The following is a 16887-nucleotide window of genomic DNA, read 5'->3' as shown; positions in this document are numbered from 1 at the left end:
AATTCTTTTTTTTTAACGAACCGCCAAGTACGCCAAGTACGCCAAGTGAAGAAAGGGAAGGAAGAAATGCTTCGGTGAATTTTAGCCCTACTCCCCACTCCCTACTCCCTACTCCCCACTCCCTACTCTACGGTTTCCAACCTGTGAGCAAATTTGGATAAGCCGATGGTGTGGGGAATATCTTTTTTAAGCCAGTTTGACGCTTGAGGGGCTGTTCTTGGCTGAGATTCCAGAGGGTTTCGTAGAAGAAGAAGGAAACTCCGGCAAATTTGCGATCGCGTACTTTTTGTACTTGGTTTTGAATCTGTTCTATGGGTACGGTGCGATTTTTTAACCCGGATAAAATGCCGATACTTACAGGAATATGGCTGCGGGCGGCTTTGACTTCTGGATACTCTAATTCTTTGATAAATACGTTCAAATCATCGCGATATATCTGCAATACTAAGTCTTCTATCAGTCCCATTCTTTCCCATCTCTGCCAATCGGCTAGATAATATTCGTAGGAGAAACGCTGAGGATTAGGCGCGACGGAAACAATACAATCTTTTTGATTGGCTTTGATGGCTATAAATACCCGCTTCATGAATTCGGTAATTTTGTTCGCTCTCCATCTCACCCATGCGGGATTTTTGGGGTCTTGTGGGGGAGCTTGTCCACGGTGTTCTTTTTTGTACAGAGCTACTGTATAGGCATCATAGCCCAGTTCTGATGGTAAGCCAAAATGATCGTCAAATTGAATGCCGTCAATATCGTAGTTTCTGACAATTTCAACGATTAAATCTTGGATAAATTTTTGGGCTTCTGGGTGAAAGGGATTTAACCACACCCGTTCATGTGTGCCTTCTTTAACAATTTTACTGCCATCGCGGCGACTGGTGAGCCATTGGGGACGATTTTTAGCTAAAAGGGAATCAGCCGGAGCCATGAAGCCAAATTCAAACCAGGGAATCACTTTTAACCCTTTTTGATGTCCCTCTGTGACAACTTCTTTGAGCATATCTCGCCCTTGTAATCCAGGTTCAGGATCGAGCGATCGCCCAATGACTTTGGCAGCAACTTGACTAGGATATAATGTATATCCCCAATTCCACACTGTAGGGTAAACGGTGTTGAAGTTTAATTCATTCAACCGTTCCAAGGCATTTTTCAGGCGATCGCGTTCAAATAGTACATTACTATCAATATTGGTTAACCACACGCCTCTTAATTCTGGCTTTGGTGTGATTTGAGCGTTCAGCGGAAGCGATAGCATGACTGTAGCGATCATACTCAAGGAAACGATCACGGCAAACAACGTCCGCTTTTGACGGTGAAAAATTTTTCCCCCAATCAACTCCACACACCACTGGATAAATTTTTTCATAACTTGCTACACACAGCCTAAAACATGATTCATGACTAGTTTATGGAGACATAAGTTGCATTATTGTCTGCTAGTTAAAATACTGACTAATTTTTCGTAATTTTTTGTAATATAGGACTACTATTTGATTTTTTAACAGACACGTAGGGTGTGTTAGCGGTAGCGTAACGCACCAAAACCTTAATAATGGTGCGTTACGGACTTCATCCGAACGCACCCTACAATACTTAATTTTTTCATAAATCAAACCGGATTCCTATATTTGCCTTGGTGATCATCTCGCAGTCAATAAAGTTGAGTACATGGTTTCATATGCGAACTGACAAAAGCCCGACAGCCAAGAAACAGCGCTGGCGCTACTGCTCCGGATAATTCCTGTAAAAATTAAGGAACAAATAATTAGTATCGTAGGGTCTATCTAAACACTATCAATATGGGAATTTGCTGATGAAGACGACTCTCAAACAGTATCCTATTAACTCTCAAGCCAGAATAATCACTGCTTTGACTTTGGCTAGCATTTTATCTATCTGTGGTGGGTTGACAATTATCAAAAGTGCCACTGCTAATTCTCTAAACTTACCACTAGAAAATAATTGGGAATTATCACCAATATATCAGCAAAACAGCTTACCACTACCAGTAGCTAGTGCGGTGCGGCGAGATGTATTCATGAGAGAGAGAATTTCACCGCCAACACTTAAAATTATTGATTATAGTCCAGAAACTTGGAGCAATGGTTGCTTGGACTTACCCCAACCCGATGAACTTTGCACCCAAGCATTAGTTCCTGGTTGGCGAGTTGTCGTCTCTAATGGCGAAACCAACTGGGTATATCACACTAATAGCAATGGGCGTTTGTTACGGTTAGCTGAAACCAATACTGTCACAAATCCATCCACAGATTTACCTGGATCTGTAAAAAATGCGGTTTTACAAGCCGCCTCTAAACGTTTAAAACGACCAACTTTTCAGCTAACTATCATTGAAGCTCAACCACGTACTTGGTCTGATGGCTGTTTGGGGTTAGGTGGTGCTAATGAACTTTGTCTCCAAGCTTTAGTCGAAGGTTGGCTAGTAACGGTTGGTGCTGGTGACCAAACTTTGGTGTATCACACGAACGAAGACGGTTCGGTCTTCAGGTTAAATGAAGAAGCTAGTACAATTACACAAAACTAATTACTCCAAAGAGTTCTAAAACGTTAAACTACACTTTATCTATCGGAATAAAGTTGTATATTTAGGGAATAGATGATATGATTTGTATTATCTATATAAATACTTCCAAAGATAGATGAGTAATCAAAGCGATCGCTCACACCATAGTTGGGTACAAACTCATAATCTGACAAAGCCAGAGTTAAAACTGCAACAACAGCGACAGAAAGAGCCGATGTTTTATTATTTTGCTTATGGCTCTTGTATGTGTCCAGTAGATTTAAAGCGATCGCTTGGTGAAAACACTCATTCTTATATTATCGGCCCGGCAATTTTAAAAAATTATCGCTTAGGCTTTTATTCCTATTCTCCCACTCGCCACTGTGGGGTTTTGGATGTGTTACCAGATCCCAGCGCCAGCGTCAAAGGTGTACTGTATCAGCTACCCTGGCGATTGAGTACATATCTGGATCAGCGTGAAGGTGTTTCCGAAAGTTTCTATCGTCGGGAAGCAGTAGAAATTCATTGCCAAAATCAGGTATACACAAACGCTCGCACCTACATAGTCGTTAACAAGCTCACAGAAGAACTCGCGCCCAATGACTGGTACTTTAATGTTGTTCTGCGCGGTGCTGTTACCTGTGGACTTCCAGAGGAATATTGCTGGAATTTATTTGATCATATGTACAAGTTACAACAGCGTCATCAAGAACAGCAAATTGTGCGCGCAGCTGAGAAATCGCTATTACCACTCAGCCCAAGCTTGAAAATCACACCCCACTCCTAATACCGCTACGCGGAAGTCAAAAGTTTACCCTGAGCGAAGTCGAGGGGTCAAAAGTCAAAAGGCTAATAAAAAAACCTCAAACCGATTTTGGCTTGAGGTTTTTGAGACTATGACCTTCTTTACTTCCTGTATTTAGGAACTTCCAAGGAATAAAATCCCGAACTAATTTGTAGGGTGGGTTAGGACATTAGTCCGTAACCCACCATTATCCTGAAGTTTCTGGTGGGTTACGCTGCGCTAACCCACCCTACAATTTTTGGGTAATTTATTTTTTGGTGTTCCCTTATCAGGTAAAAAAGTCTAACCTATATTGATTTAGTAACGGTCACGGAAATTACCGCCACCGCCACCACGGTTTCCACCACCGAAAGAACCTCTATTATCTTCTCTGGGTTTCGCCTTATTGACTTTCAAGTCGCGTCCCATCCATTCAGCACCATCGAGAGCTTCGATAGCTGCTGTTTCTTCTTCATCTGTACCCATTTCTACAAAGCCAAAACCGCGCAGTTGTCCTGTTTCACGGTTAGTAGGTAGCTGTACGCGCTTTACAGAACCATATTCTGCAAACACAGCACTAAGAGTGTCTTGTGTAACTTCGTAAGATAGGTTGCCTACGTAAACTGACATAGATTTTCTCCAAAATCGTAAGAGTGTAGAGATTTCGATTTCGGGGAAAAGTCTGTAAATACCAAAAGGAAAAAGCCTGTCAATACTAAAAACAAAAGCTGATCGCCGAATAAATTCTCACCCTCTCACTATGACACACAGGTCAAGTATTGGAGGGGAATTGATAAATATTGTTACGAAAAGTCACACAAGCAATTGATAATTAAGTATGACATATATCGCGATCGCGTGGGAACTTTTTTTTAGCTAAAACGAAACAAACCAAAAACTAACACCCTCCCACATCAAGCATCTTCTCCTGTACTCCAACTCCGTGACCTCTGTGGTTAGTTTCCTCTTTATCTTTCACCCCACCGCCAAAAATATCGTCAAAATAACCATTAAATTAGATATAGGGACTAAAAAAAATAAACTGATGAACGCGATGTCTAGCGACAAGCCGCCCAGCGTCTACGCCTCTTCTCTTGCATCTATTGTCGAAGAAAATGCCATCTATCCTTGGGAAAACCTCGAACTCAACCAGCAAAAACAAATTCAACAGGCGATCGCATCGGCAAAACCTCCCAATTGCATCGTCTATCCCCGCACCCAAGCCCAACTAGCAGCAGTCATCGCCGAGGCATACCGTCAAAATTGGCGCGTCCTTCCTTGTGGAAAAACCAGTAAAATCAACTGGGGTGGTTTAGTCCAAAGCGCTGATATCGTCGTCAGCACAGAACACATCAATCAACTAATAGAACACGCCGTTGGTGATTTAACTGTCACAGTCGAAGCCGGAATGCAGTTTTCCCATCTCCAGGGAATTTTGGCAAAATCGCGGCAATTTCTCGCCCTTGACCCCAGCAGACCAGATTCAGCCACAATTGGCGGTATTGTCGCCACATCTGATACCAATTCCCTCAGACAACGTTATGGTAGTGTCCGCGACCAGCTACTAGGTATTACTTTTGTCCGTGCTGATGGGCAAATTGCCAAAGCTGGAGGACGAGTTGTGAAAAATGTTGCCGGATACGACTTGATGAAGTTATTTACTGGATCTTACAGCACATTAGGCGTTATTAGTCAAGTAACTTTCCGCGTGTATCCCCTAGCCGAAACATCTGGTACGGTGGTATTGACTGGTACAGCAGAGGCTATATCCCAAGCTGCAAATACTCTCCGCAGTTCAGCGTTAACACCAACTCAGGCTGATTTGCTCTCCACTCAACTAACTTCTAAGTTAGGCTTAAATCAGGGGTTGGGATTAATTGCACGTTTCCAAAGTATTAGTGAAAGTGTTAAGGAACAGTCAAATCGATTGTTGGCAGTAGGACAGCAGTTGGGTTTAGATGGGACAATTTATGTGAATGAAGATGAAGGCTCTCTATGGCAAAGATTGCGAGAACTCATGGATGATGCCGTCACGGAGTCTGCAATTACCTGCAAAATAGGAGTGTTACCGACTGCTGCTGTGGAGGTTTTGACTCAGGCGGAATTGGGTTTGATTCACCTGGCTAGTGGTTTGGGGTGGTTGCAATTTGAGGATAAAAATCAGGTTTTAAAAATGCGCGAGCGGTGTGAAGTTAATCGAGGTTTTTTGAGTATTTTAACAGCACCAAATCCGGTTAAGGAAGCAATGGATGTTTGGGGTTATTCTGGTAATTCTTTGCAGGTGATGCGCCAAATTAAGGCTCAGTTTGATAGTAATAATATTTTAAGTCCTGGTCGCTTTGTGGGTGGGATTTAATTTAACGAACCACAGAGGCGCAGAGGACACAGAGATAAAGAGGGGAAGAGTTTAAATATGCAAGTTTCTGATAATTCTGTGAATGATACTGCTAAGATTAAGAATTTAAAGGGTTTTGATGTTAGTCAGCCACCTGATCCGAAGTTGATTGATAGTTGTGTACATTGTGGTTTTTGTCTGGCTACTTGTCCCAGTTATCGGGTAATTGGTAAGGAGATGGATTCTCCCAGGGGACGCATCTATTTAATGGATGCTATTAATAATGGTGAGATTGCTCTGAATACGGCAACTGTAGAACATTTTGATTCTTGTTTGGGTTGTCTGGCTTGTGTGAGTACTTGTCCTTCTGGTGTGCAGTATGACAAGTTGATTTCTGCCACTCGTCACCAAGTTGAACGCAATTATTCCCGCAGTTTACCAGATAAGTTGATTCGGCAACTGATATTTTCTTTGTTTCCTAATCCTGATTTATTACGCTTTTTTCTGTTTCCTTTGCTGGTTTACCAAAGGTTGGGTTTACCAAAGTTAGTTCGGGCTACAGGGTTATTGAAAAAAGTATCTCCCCGTTTGGCTGCAATGGAATCGATTTTACCAAAAATTACTCTTCAATCTTTTCAGGATAATTTACCCGATGTGATTCCCGCCCAAGGTGAGAAGCGTTACCGAGTTGGGGTGATTTTGGGATGTGTGCAACGGCTGTTTTTCTCTCCTATTAATGAAGCAACTGTCCGGGTTTTAACGGCTAATGATTGTGAGGTTGTAATTCCGAAATCTCAAGGTTGTTGTGCGGCGCTTCCTGAACACCAAGGACAAACGGAACAGGCGAAGACTTTAGCTAGACAAATGATTGATAGTTTTGCTAATACTGATGTCGATTTTGTGATTATCAATGCTGCTGGTTGCGGTCATACTTTGAAAGAATACGGTCACATTTTACAAGATGACCCAGAATATAAAGAAAAAGCTGAAGCGTTTGCCGCTAAGGTCAAAGATGCTCAAGAGTTTTTAGTCAATGTGGGAATGACAGCCAAACTATCACCGTTATCTGATAAACCTTTAAATTTAGTTTATCAAGATGCTTGTCATTTATTACATGGACAAAAGATTAGTGTGCAACCGCGTCAGATGTTACGCCAAATTCCCGGAGTCAAGTTAAGCGAACCCATAGACGCAGCTTTATGTTGTGGTAGTGCTGGGGTTTATAATATGCTGCAACCAGAAGTTGCTGAGGAATTGGGTCAGCAAAAGGTGCAGAATTTATTAAATACTGGTGCAGAGTTAATTGCTTCGGCTAATCCTGGTTGTACGTTGCAAATTACCAAGCATTTACAATTGCAAGGAAAAAGTATTTCTGTGATGCACCCAATGGAGTTATTAGATTATTCAATTCGGGGTGTGAAATTGAACTGAGTCAGATAGACAAGGGCGGGCAAGATGTCCGCCCCACAAGATTTATCATCTTAAAATGTGTACTTCATTTACTTGCAAAATGCTATAAATTTTCAACCCAAAACCTATAATGTAGGTTGGGTAGAGGCTTTGTAAAACCCAACAATGATTCACCAAACTCAGAAGCAAGTATCTGATGCACAAGTATTGGAGCATTTCTAATTACAGATGATTTTTAGCGGTCGCGCTTTTATTTGCTATAATCCGTTTAAGTTTGAGACATGGTTTACCGTGACACACATTTCAAACTGTTAACTTGTAAAGTTTTTTGGGAATACTATATTTACCGTTCTTAATAAATTGTCAGTTAATGATCATGAAATTTACCGGAAAAATTAAGGCTATTAGTATTAAGGAGGGTAAAACTGGTCTGGGATTTATTGATTCTGATAGACCAATACCTGATCATGAAGGTGACATACTTTTCTTTGCTGATAAGCTGATTGGTCTAGCAATTGAATATGTAGAGCGAGGAGATTCAGTAGAATTCACTGTTACTGAATGGAATAGAAAAGATGGCACTATCCAAAAAATTGCCGAAGAAGTTCGCTTCTTGAATAAAACGATCAGCTTAACAGGTGTTATCAATTGGGTAAATACTGAAAAAGGTAACGGTTATATAAAACCCGACACACCATTAGACAGTCTAAATAAAGATTTATTCTTTTTTAAACAAGATTTAGATGACGTAGAAATAGAAAAGATTGCCAAAGGCGATCAGGTTAAATTTATAGTAAAAATTATAAATTATAGTGATGGGAGGGTGGTAAAGTCAGTTAAAAATATTCGGTTACTTTTAGATCAAGTAAATATCTCTATACAATCAGCAACAAATACACAAAATTCTGATCCAAAACCAGCCAGAAATCCACAAACTTCTGCTCCGGTATCAGTCACAAATTTACCAACTTATAATCACCATACTTTAAAGCTCAAAGAAGTCAAAGAAAAAATTACTTTACTTTTGAGTAGCTATAAAACACTATCAGATCCAGCAGAGTTTGAGGATTATACATTCATGATTCTCCGGCTATTGGGTATCCATAGCTTATATCAATATGATAAAAAAAATCAAGCTGGTAGAGCCGATGGTTTTTTTATAATTGGTAGTCTGGTAGTGATGTACGACTGTACTCTCAGAAATGAATTTGAAGAACACAAAAAAGAACAAATTGAAAATTATGTCAATAAATTGAAGAATTCTCAAATCACAATTGATTTCAGATTGACAGATGGTGGTGTGAGGAAAAAAACTCTACAAATACAGGGTAAAAATTGTCAGGTCTGGATAATTACTAAAAACAATACTAGGGAATTGTATGATGTTGATGGGATTCGTGTTAAAGAAGTTGCCGTTCAAGATTTAATGAAAGTCTTTAATAAAAGACTTTATTCAGATGCATTTGAAGAAAACGAACTATCTGCAAATCTTGCAGTAATTGATAAATCTTGACTTTAATCAACTTTAGAGGTTGTTGGAAAAGTTTTGTTTTTGGTAGCAAAACATTCAATGCCTTTTTACGGGTGGCTAGGGGGTATCTCTAGGGGATATCCAAAATTATCCAAAAATATGTTGTGGTGCAGGCATCTTACTCGCTACGCTACCAAAAAACCGGGTTATTGGAGATAAAAACCCAATTTTTTAACGTCTTATTGTATCTGCAATCAATGTTTGAGGATTATTAAACAGAACCCTTTGGGCAATACTGTAGCCAAATCAGCCCTTTTTTTATACTCGTTTTTTAGCTACACTATTGTCAATCCCAGATAGGATTACACAAAATATTCTATTTCTCTTTCTAATTCTTTGGTGTCTATTTCATGGTTTTGGCGTTTCATTTGAAGATACACTATCTAAAAACTGACTAGGTGTAACAATCAAGATATGTCTAAAAGGATGCAGTTCTAATAGGTCTTTGTCTCCTGTGATAATATGAGTGGCTTCTCCAGAAATGGCTAATTCTAAAAACTTATTATCTTTAGGATCTCGACAAATATCAACTGTTTCGCTAATTGTTATTAATTCTGTTTCTCTGGCTAAACTGGCTAAAAAGTCTTCCCGAATTTCTCTGGATAGATAGCGGTCAAATTTTTGACGACTGAGTACATCAATTAATTCTGATAAAATTTCTACTGAAATTAAGATTAATCCGTTTTGTTTGGCTTCTCTAAAAGCTTGCATTGTGGTAGATTTAGAGAATATTAATGCGCTGACAATTACATTTGTATCAATTACGATACGGTTATTTTTAATCATTGAGAATTGATTCTAAAATCTCTGGAGTCATTCCTTTGAAAATTGCTTGTTGACTCGCTTCTTTCATGATATCTAAGAGTGGTTTTTGACTGACTGCTTTTTTCAGCATTATGTTAAGAAACATTTGGATTTTTTGCTGTTTTTCTGGTTCTGCTTCTCGGTACGCTTTGGCAATTTCAGGGTCAACTTGAATGGTAATATTTTCCATGATAAATTAAATGTTAATTAATCTATTTTTATTATAGCAATTGAATGTTATTTCTGTTTTACACTCTCCTCAATCATTCTAATTTCTTCCTCTGTTAACCCATAGAATTGATACACTATAGGAATACGATTTGATTATTGAAAAAATCTAAGTATATGTAGGGTGTGTGATGGCTTTAGCCTAACGCACCGTCTTCTGGGTCTTGGTGCCGTACTCTCCTGGATAACAACACCCTACTGGTGAGACGAGCTTAAAATGGAGCAAAAAATTGTAGGTTGAATTGACGTAAGGAAACCCAACATCATTATTGGCAGAGTTGGGTTGCGCTACGCTTAACCCAACCTTACGTTTAATGCATTATTTTAGCCTTGCCACGCCACTACGTGTGTTTCATAAATCAAATATGAGTCCCATAGACAGCAAACTGTCTACTAATCTAGGAAAGATACATATCTTTACACTTATTTTACTACTTGGGTGTTTGTCATCCCATCATGATTTAACTTCTCGCTGGTTCTCTAACCACTGTAAACTTCGATTCCAAGCCCACCAGATGTCAGGATCTTCGGCTTGACGCTGACCGGCTTTGCTACTTATATAACCCACATGACCACCATGAGGAGTTAGCCACAAATCTAAGGCTGAATTACTCGCACAAGCAGCTTGCAACTCAGGGATGATGTCTGGGTGAAACAAGGGGTCATCGGCAGCATATAAAATTAAGGTGGGTTTGGAAATCTGCGGCAACAATTGTAAAGCACTACTGGCTTGATAATATGCTTCTACGGAGTCAAAACCCAATGTGCTAATTACCAGTTCGTGGTCAAAAGCCCAGATACTATTGGCTCGTTCAATCGCTGCTGGGTCAATTGTGCCAGGATGAAAATCATGTATTCGCCATGCCAGTTTTTTTAAATTACGGGCGATCGCCTTTTCTAAGTACTTCCCAATCGGTTGTTTGACTAAATAGTCAAGCGATCGCCACGAATCCAAACTGGGACAAATCACCACCCCACCACCAATATCACTGTCTCGTAAGCCTAAAAATTCACCGCCTTGAATCAAATCAGTGGCAGTTTTTACCGCCCATAATGCTAATTGTCCCCCCAAGGAAAACCCTGTAAACCAAAACTTACTGGGGCATCCCATTTTTGCTGCTGCGGCGGCAATGCGAACAAAATCTTCTCCTTCATACAAACCATCAGAAGTCAAAGTCGGAGACAACTGGGCGGTTTTGCCGTGGGCGCGCCAATCAAATAAAACTACGGCGTATCCTTGAGCGTATGCTTTCCGCCCCAAGAGTCTCAAAAACCATTGTTGATCTAGCTCACCTGTAATCCCATAAGTAGCAACAATCGTACTATGAGCATTTTTTGGTATCGCCACCCAAGTAAAAATCGGTACACCCTGCCCACCAATCAGCACAGTTGTCTGGTATGGCGGCTCTGAAAGTAGAGTAGTTTGTTGCCAATAACGTTCTCCCCACAAAGCAGTGTAAACAGTCATTGCCACACCATTTTTGAGAAACCGGGGCGGATTGTAGGCAGAATAACACAACATATCTGGAATTTAGAGTACCTTAGTTCTGATTCCACCATCCTTTAGTTTTAAACTTTATGCTAGATTTGAATGTTTTTTATAATCAAGAGAAAAATCTTTGTATCTATCAAAGGTTCTTATTTATCCTTAATTAAGTAGTAATAATTTTTTAAATAATGCCCAGGATTCTTGTTATAGACGATGACGCGGCAATTTCAGAACTAGTTGCCGTCAACTTGGAAATGGCTGGCTACGATGTCAGTCAAGCTGAAGATGGCATCAAAGGTCAGGCGCTGGCGCTTCAGCTTCAACCCGACTTGATTATGCTTGACCTGATGTTGCCGAGAGTAGACGGTTTTACAGTTTGCCAACGCCTCCGGCGAGATGACCGCACAGCCGAGATTCCCGTGTTGATGCTCACCGCTTTAAGCCAAACTCAGAATAAAGTCGAAGGTTTCAATGCTGGCGCGGATGATTACCTCACCAAGCCCTTTGAAGTGGAAGAGCTGTTAGCGCGGGTGCGGGCATTATTGCGGCGGACTGACCGCATTCCCCAAGCTGCAAAACACAGTGAAATTCTCAACTATGGGAATTTGACTCTGGTTCCAGAAAGATTTGAGGCGATATGGTTCAATGAAACGGTAAAATTGACTCACCTGGAATTTGAGCTACTCCACTGTTTACTGCAACGCCACGGTCAGACAGTTTCCCCTAGCGAAATTCTGCGGGAAGTTTGGGGCTATGATCCAGATGATGACATTGAAACCATTCGAGTGCATATCCGCCACTTGAGAACGAAACTAGAACCAGACCCCCGTCACCCCCGCTATATCAAAACAGTCTATGGTGCGGGATATTGTCTAGAATTGCCTAGCATCCCTCAATCAAATGAGGGGGCTTCAGCATCATCTGTGGTTGAGTGAAATTTCTCCAGGATTTCATCTACAAAAAACTGTCCTCGGCTCATTGTCGCATCTGTACTTGGATTCGCCACCTACCCTTGGGGATGGCCTTTACCCTACGAGCCGCCGCCCTCCAGAGTACAGTGTGTTAAGAGTTACTATGTTGCCAAGAAAATTCGCAAGGAGGAGCCAGCGTTGCATCCGGCTTTCCCACCCCAAATAATGGGGCTGGTGTTCCTCCAGGCGAACTTCTGACCGTGTACACACAAGTTGAAAAATCTTACCCACATTGGCTTGAAACTCGTAGTTATGGATGCTAGTCCTAATGCACCGAGAATCTGAGATGGTGCGTTGCGCTACGCGACAATACACCCTACATAAAAGGATTGAGAGTTTTAATCATTTGTGTGTATACCGTAGGGCGACTTTCTGAATGACCATTTCAACTGAGATGCTTCAACAGTGCGATAAATGTGCATTCCCAAACTAGGCGCGGTTGGGCGTAACACAGTAAGGATTTACGGGCTTGTTCTAGCTTGTGAATAATTTCTGCTTGATGCCACTGTTTCCAGTAGGATTGTTGCAGATAATCGATTAACCATAGTTGTGCTTCTGTATCTAATTCTTGAGCAATTGTTTTGGCTAAGGCTAAGACGTGGCGGTGAGATGAAGGCACTTTGGTGACATCTTGGAGTAAAGTCTCAGGAATTATTTGTAATTGCTCATAAGATGCGATCGCACTTCCTGGGCTACCAGCCGCTATACTCAAGACTGCCTGATGCTGCAAAATTTCTTCATGTCCTGTTTGGGTGAGTACCTGAGTTAGAGACTGTGTATCTAGGCGATAAAAAGGAATCCGTTGACAGCGTGACACCAAGGTCGGCAAAACCGACTCAGGAGATGGTGCAATCAAAATCAGCGTCGCCTGTCCTGGTTCTTCCAAGGTTTTCAGCAAAGCATTCGCTGCTGATTCTGCCATTGTTTCGGCTGACTCCAGCACTACCACATTTCGCGGAGCTTCCAAGGGGGGACGGCCGAGAAACTCCGTAATTTCCCGAATCTGTTCTAGTCTAATTACAGGCGGTGCTTTGCGCTTGAGTTTTTTCTCGGCTGCTTCTGCGACTGTGAGGCGTTTTCCCTCGTGTTGGTAGGTCGGCTGCACCCACCACAAATCAGGATGATTGCCTTGACGCAAACGACTTTGTAAGGAAGCGATATTACGGGTCTGTGCGGCAAATAACAATTCTACAAAACACCGCGCAGCTAAAGTTTTGCCCACACCATCTATGCCGACAAATAGATAAGCTGGGGCTACTCGGTGTTGTTTGACAGCCTGAGTCAGTAATTCTATGGCTTGTGACTGCCCTAAAAGTGGGGAAAATGGGTCATTAGTCATTGGTCATTGGTCATTAGTCATTGGTCATTAGTCATTGGTCATTGGTCATTGGTCATTGGTCAAATTGGGAAGTCACCATTTTTCCCCCCTGCTCCCTGCTCTCCTGCTATAATTAAGCAATACTGCCTCGTTTTCTGGCTTCTTTGTAAGACGTTCCCACATTTCTCAACCCGGCTTTAATCATTTGTCTCTCTAACAAGGCGAAGAAACGAGTTCTATCTCCACCTCGGACTACTGCCTGATTATGCGCTTCCGCTATAGCGACGGGGTAGCCATAGCCTTTCTGCACCTGTGCCAGCATTAATCCCAGGGCTTGGTTTAACAGGGCTGTATTCTCGGCTACCCATATCGGAACTTCGATGCGCGCAATTTCACTACCCACGTGGACATGGCAAAAGTAAATCATTTGCTCTCCATAGAGTTCTAAAATGCGGTTGTTGCTCCGCCACAATGGCCCCCGTTGTCCTGGTTGCAGTTTGGTTCCCCATAGGGTCGTATCTCGCAGTGTGTCAAAAAGTTTACAAGGTACTTTTTCTAGTTGATCTGGACAATAACTTTTACAATCGGGGGCGGGATGGGGACAAGCTAATAACCGTAAGAAGTTTGTACAATCGATATTGCGAGAGGCGCTCAGATAGCCCATGATCGGAATTTCAGCCTGACGCATTTGTTGCCAAGCTTCCAGGATCGGGGGTAAAATGCGATCGCGCGCATCCATCGGCAGCTGTTCCAAAAACCAGTAAATTAAGGAACCATCAACCATTGCTAAAGCTGGTGCTTCCCCTTTCGCCGCACAAGCCAATTCTGCCAAAACTGTGGTTTCGGAAGCAGTCCGACGGTAACCCATCCATTCCTCGGTTTTAATTCCCCATTGCCGAGACACATATAAATCTTCTGGGCGATAAAATACCTCTGGTAAACTATCAAGTAATGGTTGGCGATTTTGTCCGTAGTGTAAAACAACTCTGCCAATATTTAAAAGATAGCAATAAGCAATTTCATGATGATTGGGGGCAATTTGGGAACCGTCGGTAGCAATGACAGTATGCACTTTTGGCGGCACGGGGATATCAATGCAGGTTTCTAGTGGCTCAATGGGTGTAGCATTAGCAAAGATAATGCGATCGCGCCATTTTTCCTGACGCTCAATTAAATCTTCTTGACACTCATAAGCATTTTGCAGATGTTGTTGCGCCAATTCCAAACGCTGGCGACCAGCAGCAGCCTCTAAAGTAAGATGCTGACTTAAACCCTGCATTTGTCGCGCCAATTTTGTGAGATCAAGCATATATATTTAAGTTATATTCTTTTACTTAACATTGAAAGATTAATTCCTTTCGCACGTAGTTACGGTTTTGACATCCCTTTTTCATGTGCCAGACGTGATATATGATAAAGTAGGTATTTGCCGCTTAGACACGAATAGACAAATTTAGCAACGTGCAGGTAAGCAATGCTAATAGATGCTCGAAAGTTGACTCAAGATCAAACTATCACCTGTGATATCTGCATTATAGGTGCTGGTGCAGCAGGCATAACATTGGCTCATGAATTGCGCGATTCGGGAATGGAAGTTGTTCTTCTGGAAAGTGGAGGGATGAAATTTGAGGATGAAACCCAAGACCTGAATAGAGGAAATGTTGTCGATTTGCGGGTTCATGGAGCCTTAGAAGACTACAGACGCAGACGCTTCGGTGGTGCAACAACTGCCTGGGGAGGACGTTGCGTACCTTTTGATCAAGTCGATTTTGAATCTCGACCCTATGTGCCACATAGTGGATGGCCTATAACTAAGGGTGATTTAGATCCCTACTATGCTCGCGCCCATGTTTATTGCGATATTGGCTCTTATACCTACAAAATAACCGATCTTCTTTCTAGCCCAGAGCGAGAGAAGACAATGATTCCAGATTTTAAATCAGCAGATATTTCCATAGATAAATTGTATCTTTTCAGTCCACCAACAAATTTCGGGAAAAAATATCTAGATATTTTGCAAAAATCATCAAATATCAAAGTATATTTATACGCAAATTGTCTTCAAATTATGCTTACTCCTGAAGGAGATCAGGTTAATTATTTAAAAGTTGCCTCTCTCAGGAAAAACGAATTTTCTGTTTCTGCAAAACAATATATTTTGGCAGCAGGAGGATTAGAAGTTACAAGACTTCTGCTCTTATCAAATAATGTTCAACACCAAGGAATAGGTAATCAATATGATTTAGTTGGACGCTTTTATATGTGTCATGTTTATCACCGGAGTGAAGTGAAGTTTCCAAACTCTCATGTTATATCAGATTACGAAAAAACTTTCCAGAAAGTTTACTGCCTCCGGGCAATATCTATTAATGAAAATGTCCAAAAGCAGCATCAACTACTTAACCATAGAGCATATTTAGAACGCCCCGATAGCAGTGACACCAGCCATAAAAATGCAATTCTATCTGCTATCCATTTAGCAAATTTATTAAAAAATAAACAAGCTAATTATCAGCAAATATCTCAACATCTAAAAAATATTGTATTTGACTTTGATAGCATCTTAAAATTTTCTGCAAAATGGATAAATAAAAGAATTATTAGTCAGAGAAAACTGCCGCCTGTCTTACTGAAAAGTGATGCAAATACTTACACACTTCGCATTGACTCCGAACAAATTCCCAATCCATTTAGCCGTGTTACCCTAAGTGACCAGAGAGATAATTTTGGACTTAAGCGGTTAAAAGTTGATTGGCAATATACTGATTTGGATGTAGATAGCCCTATCAAGACCGCCCAATTGATTAAACAAGCCTTAACCCAGTCTGATGCTGGACAAATCAGACTTTTGCCAAATACCATACCAAAAGCATTAGGGGGTCATCATCTTGGAACAACAAGGATGGCGAGTAGCCCTGTTCATGGTGTAGTAGATGAAAATTGTCAAGTTCATGGAGTAAATAATCTTTATATTGCTAGCAGTTCTATATTCCCAACTTCTAGCTATGCCAACCCTACATTAACAATCGTAGCTATTGCCATCCGCCTTGCTGATTATATAAAACGCTTTTACAGTTAAAATATCTGGAGAAAAAGGCGATATTTGTCGTAAATCACTCCTATTTTACTTCTGTTTCTTTAATTATTAAACAAGGAAAAAATTGAAACCCGGCATTGGCTTGAAGGTGGCTTGAAATCTGAATGTTATACCAATTATTTGTGAGGCTGCATATTATTTCGACCCCACCCCTAACCCCTCCGGTGCAAGCGAGGAGGGGAACTGGATTTCTGGTTAAATTCTATTTAGGGAACACCAAAAAATAAATTACCCAAAAATTGTAGTGGCGTGGCAAGCCTAAAATTTTGCATTAGATTTTTGAGACAATTAAGATAAATCAACACGTTCTGATTTTTTCGTAATGCACTAATTTAAGCTTGTCATGCCAGTAGAGGCATCCTTAGTTAACCACACCCAGGAAGAGCGGGGTATGCA

14 protein-coding genes are annotated in these 16887 nt (G+C 41.1%); 7 read left to right on the top strand and 7 right to left on the bottom strand.

Annotation, left to right across the window (positions count from 1 at the left end):
• Positions 1-127: 127 nt before the first annotated feature.
• On the bottom strand, positions 128-1366 hold the full coding sequence (locus AACX33_RS06575; protein WP_193998216.1) for a glycoside hydrolase family 10 protein: 1239 nt from the start codon (positions 1364-1366) through the stop codon (positions 128-130).
• Positions 1367-1813: 447 nt separating this feature from the next.
• Between AACX33_RS06575 and AACX33_RS06570 the strand changes: the two genes are divergently transcribed.
• Both AACX33_RS06570 and AACX33_RS06565 read left to right on the top strand, forming a co-directional pair.
• The gene (locus AACX33_RS06570) at positions 1814-2545 is read left to right on the top strand and encodes a hypothetical protein (RefSeq protein WP_193998215.1); all 732 of its coding nucleotides are present in this window, start codon (positions 1814-1816) and stop codon (positions 2543-2545) included.
• A gap of 115 nt (positions 2546-2660) precedes the next feature.
• Positions 2661-3311: a gamma-glutamylcyclotransferase gene (locus AACX33_RS06565; protein ID WP_193998214.1), complete on the top strand. Its 651-nt coding sequence runs from the start codon at positions 2661-2663 to the stop codon at positions 3309-3311.
• 315 nt (positions 3312-3626) lie between these two features.
• On the opposite strand, the gene AACX33_RS06560 is transcribed toward AACX33_RS06565, so the two are convergent.
• Positions 3627-3938, bottom strand: a complete 312-nt coding sequence (locus tag AACX33_RS06560) for an RNA recognition motif domain-containing protein (protein WP_193998213.1) — start codon at positions 3936-3938, stop codon at positions 3627-3629.
• Positions 3939-4353: 415 nt separating this feature from the next.
• Between AACX33_RS06560 and AACX33_RS06555 the strand changes: the two genes are divergently transcribed.
• The 3 genes from AACX33_RS06555 to AACX33_RS06545 all read left to right on the top strand — a co-directional run bounded on the left by AACX33_RS06555 (position 4354) and on the right by AACX33_RS06545 (position 8566).
• Positions 4354-5664 carry an FAD-binding oxidoreductase gene (locus AACX33_RS06555; protein ID WP_193998212.1) on the top strand — a complete coding sequence of 437 codons (1311 nt, stop codon included), beginning with the start codon at positions 4354-4356 and terminating at the stop codon, positions 5662-5664.
• Positions 5665-5721: 57 nt separating this feature from the next.
• Complete coding sequence (locus AACX33_RS06550) at positions 5722-7074, top strand: (Fe-S)-binding protein (RefSeq protein ID WP_193998211.1); 1353 nt, start codon at positions 5722-5724, stop codon at positions 7072-7074.
• A 355-nt stretch (positions 7075-7429) separates the two neighbouring features.
• Positions 7430-8566, top strand: coding sequence for a cold shock domain-containing protein (locus AACX33_RS06545; RefSeq protein WP_227788888.1), 1137 nt, complete (start codon positions 7430-7432; stop codon positions 8564-8566).
• Between the two features lie 366 nt (positions 8567-8932).
• On the opposite strand, the gene AACX33_RS06540 is transcribed toward AACX33_RS06545, so the two are convergent.
• From AACX33_RS06540 to AACX33_RS06530, 3 genes are all read right to left on the bottom strand, one after another.
• The gene (locus AACX33_RS06540) at positions 8933-9370 is read right to left on the bottom strand and encodes a putative toxin-antitoxin system toxin component, PIN family (protein WP_227788887.1); all 438 of its coding nucleotides are present in this window, start codon (positions 9368-9370) and stop codon (positions 8933-8935) included.
• Complete coding sequence (locus tag AACX33_RS06535) at positions 9363-9578, bottom strand: hypothetical protein (protein ID WP_193998209.1); 216 nt, start codon at positions 9576-9578, stop codon at positions 9363-9365. Before AACX33_RS06535 ends, AACX33_RS06540 begins: the two co-directional genes overlap by 8 nt.
• 492 nt (positions 9579-10070) lie before the next feature.
• On the bottom strand, positions 10071-11138 hold the full coding sequence (locus tag AACX33_RS06530) for a YheT family hydrolase (protein ID WP_193998208.1): 1068 nt from the start codon (positions 11136-11138) through the stop codon (positions 10071-10073).
• A 155-nt stretch (positions 11139-11293) separates the two neighbouring features.
• Between AACX33_RS06530 and AACX33_RS06525 the strand changes: the two genes are divergently transcribed.
• On the top strand, positions 11294-12040 hold the full coding sequence (locus tag AACX33_RS06525; RefSeq protein ID WP_193998207.1) for a response regulator transcription factor: 747 nt from the start codon (positions 11294-11296) through the stop codon (positions 12038-12040).
• Between the two features lie 421 nt (positions 12041-12461).
• Here AACX33_RS06525 and holB read toward each other — a convergent pair whose 3' ends face one another.
• Both holB and AACX33_RS06515 read right to left on the bottom strand, forming a co-directional pair.
• Complete coding sequence (holB, locus tag AACX33_RS06520) at positions 12462-13415, bottom strand: DNA polymerase III subunit delta' (RefSeq protein ID WP_193998206.1); 954 nt, start codon at positions 13413-13415, stop codon at positions 12462-12464.
• A gap of 112 nt (positions 13416-13527) precedes the next feature.
• The gene (locus AACX33_RS06515; RefSeq protein ID WP_193998205.1) at positions 13528-14703 is read right to left on the bottom strand and encodes a DNA double-strand break repair nuclease NurA; all 1176 of its coding nucleotides are present in this window, start codon (positions 14701-14703) and stop codon (positions 13528-13530) included.
• A 186-nt stretch (positions 14704-14889) separates the two neighbouring features.
• Here AACX33_RS06515 and AACX33_RS06510 point away from each other — a divergent pair, with 186 nt between their 5' ends.
• Positions 14890-16473, top strand: coding sequence for a GMC oxidoreductase (locus tag AACX33_RS06510; RefSeq protein ID WP_227788886.1), 1584 nt, complete (start codon positions 14890-14892; stop codon positions 16471-16473).
• The last annotated feature ends 414 nt before the right edge of the window (positions 16474-16887 follow it).

The sequence above is a fragment of the Nodularia sp. LEGE 04288 genome, assembly GCF_963896525.1.
Taxonomy (GTDB): Bacteria; Cyanobacteriota; Cyanobacteriia; order Cyanobacteriales; family Nostocaceae; genus Nodularia.
Note: the sequence above shows the minus strand (reverse complement) of the source record. Positions and strands in the feature narration are given on the sequence as shown.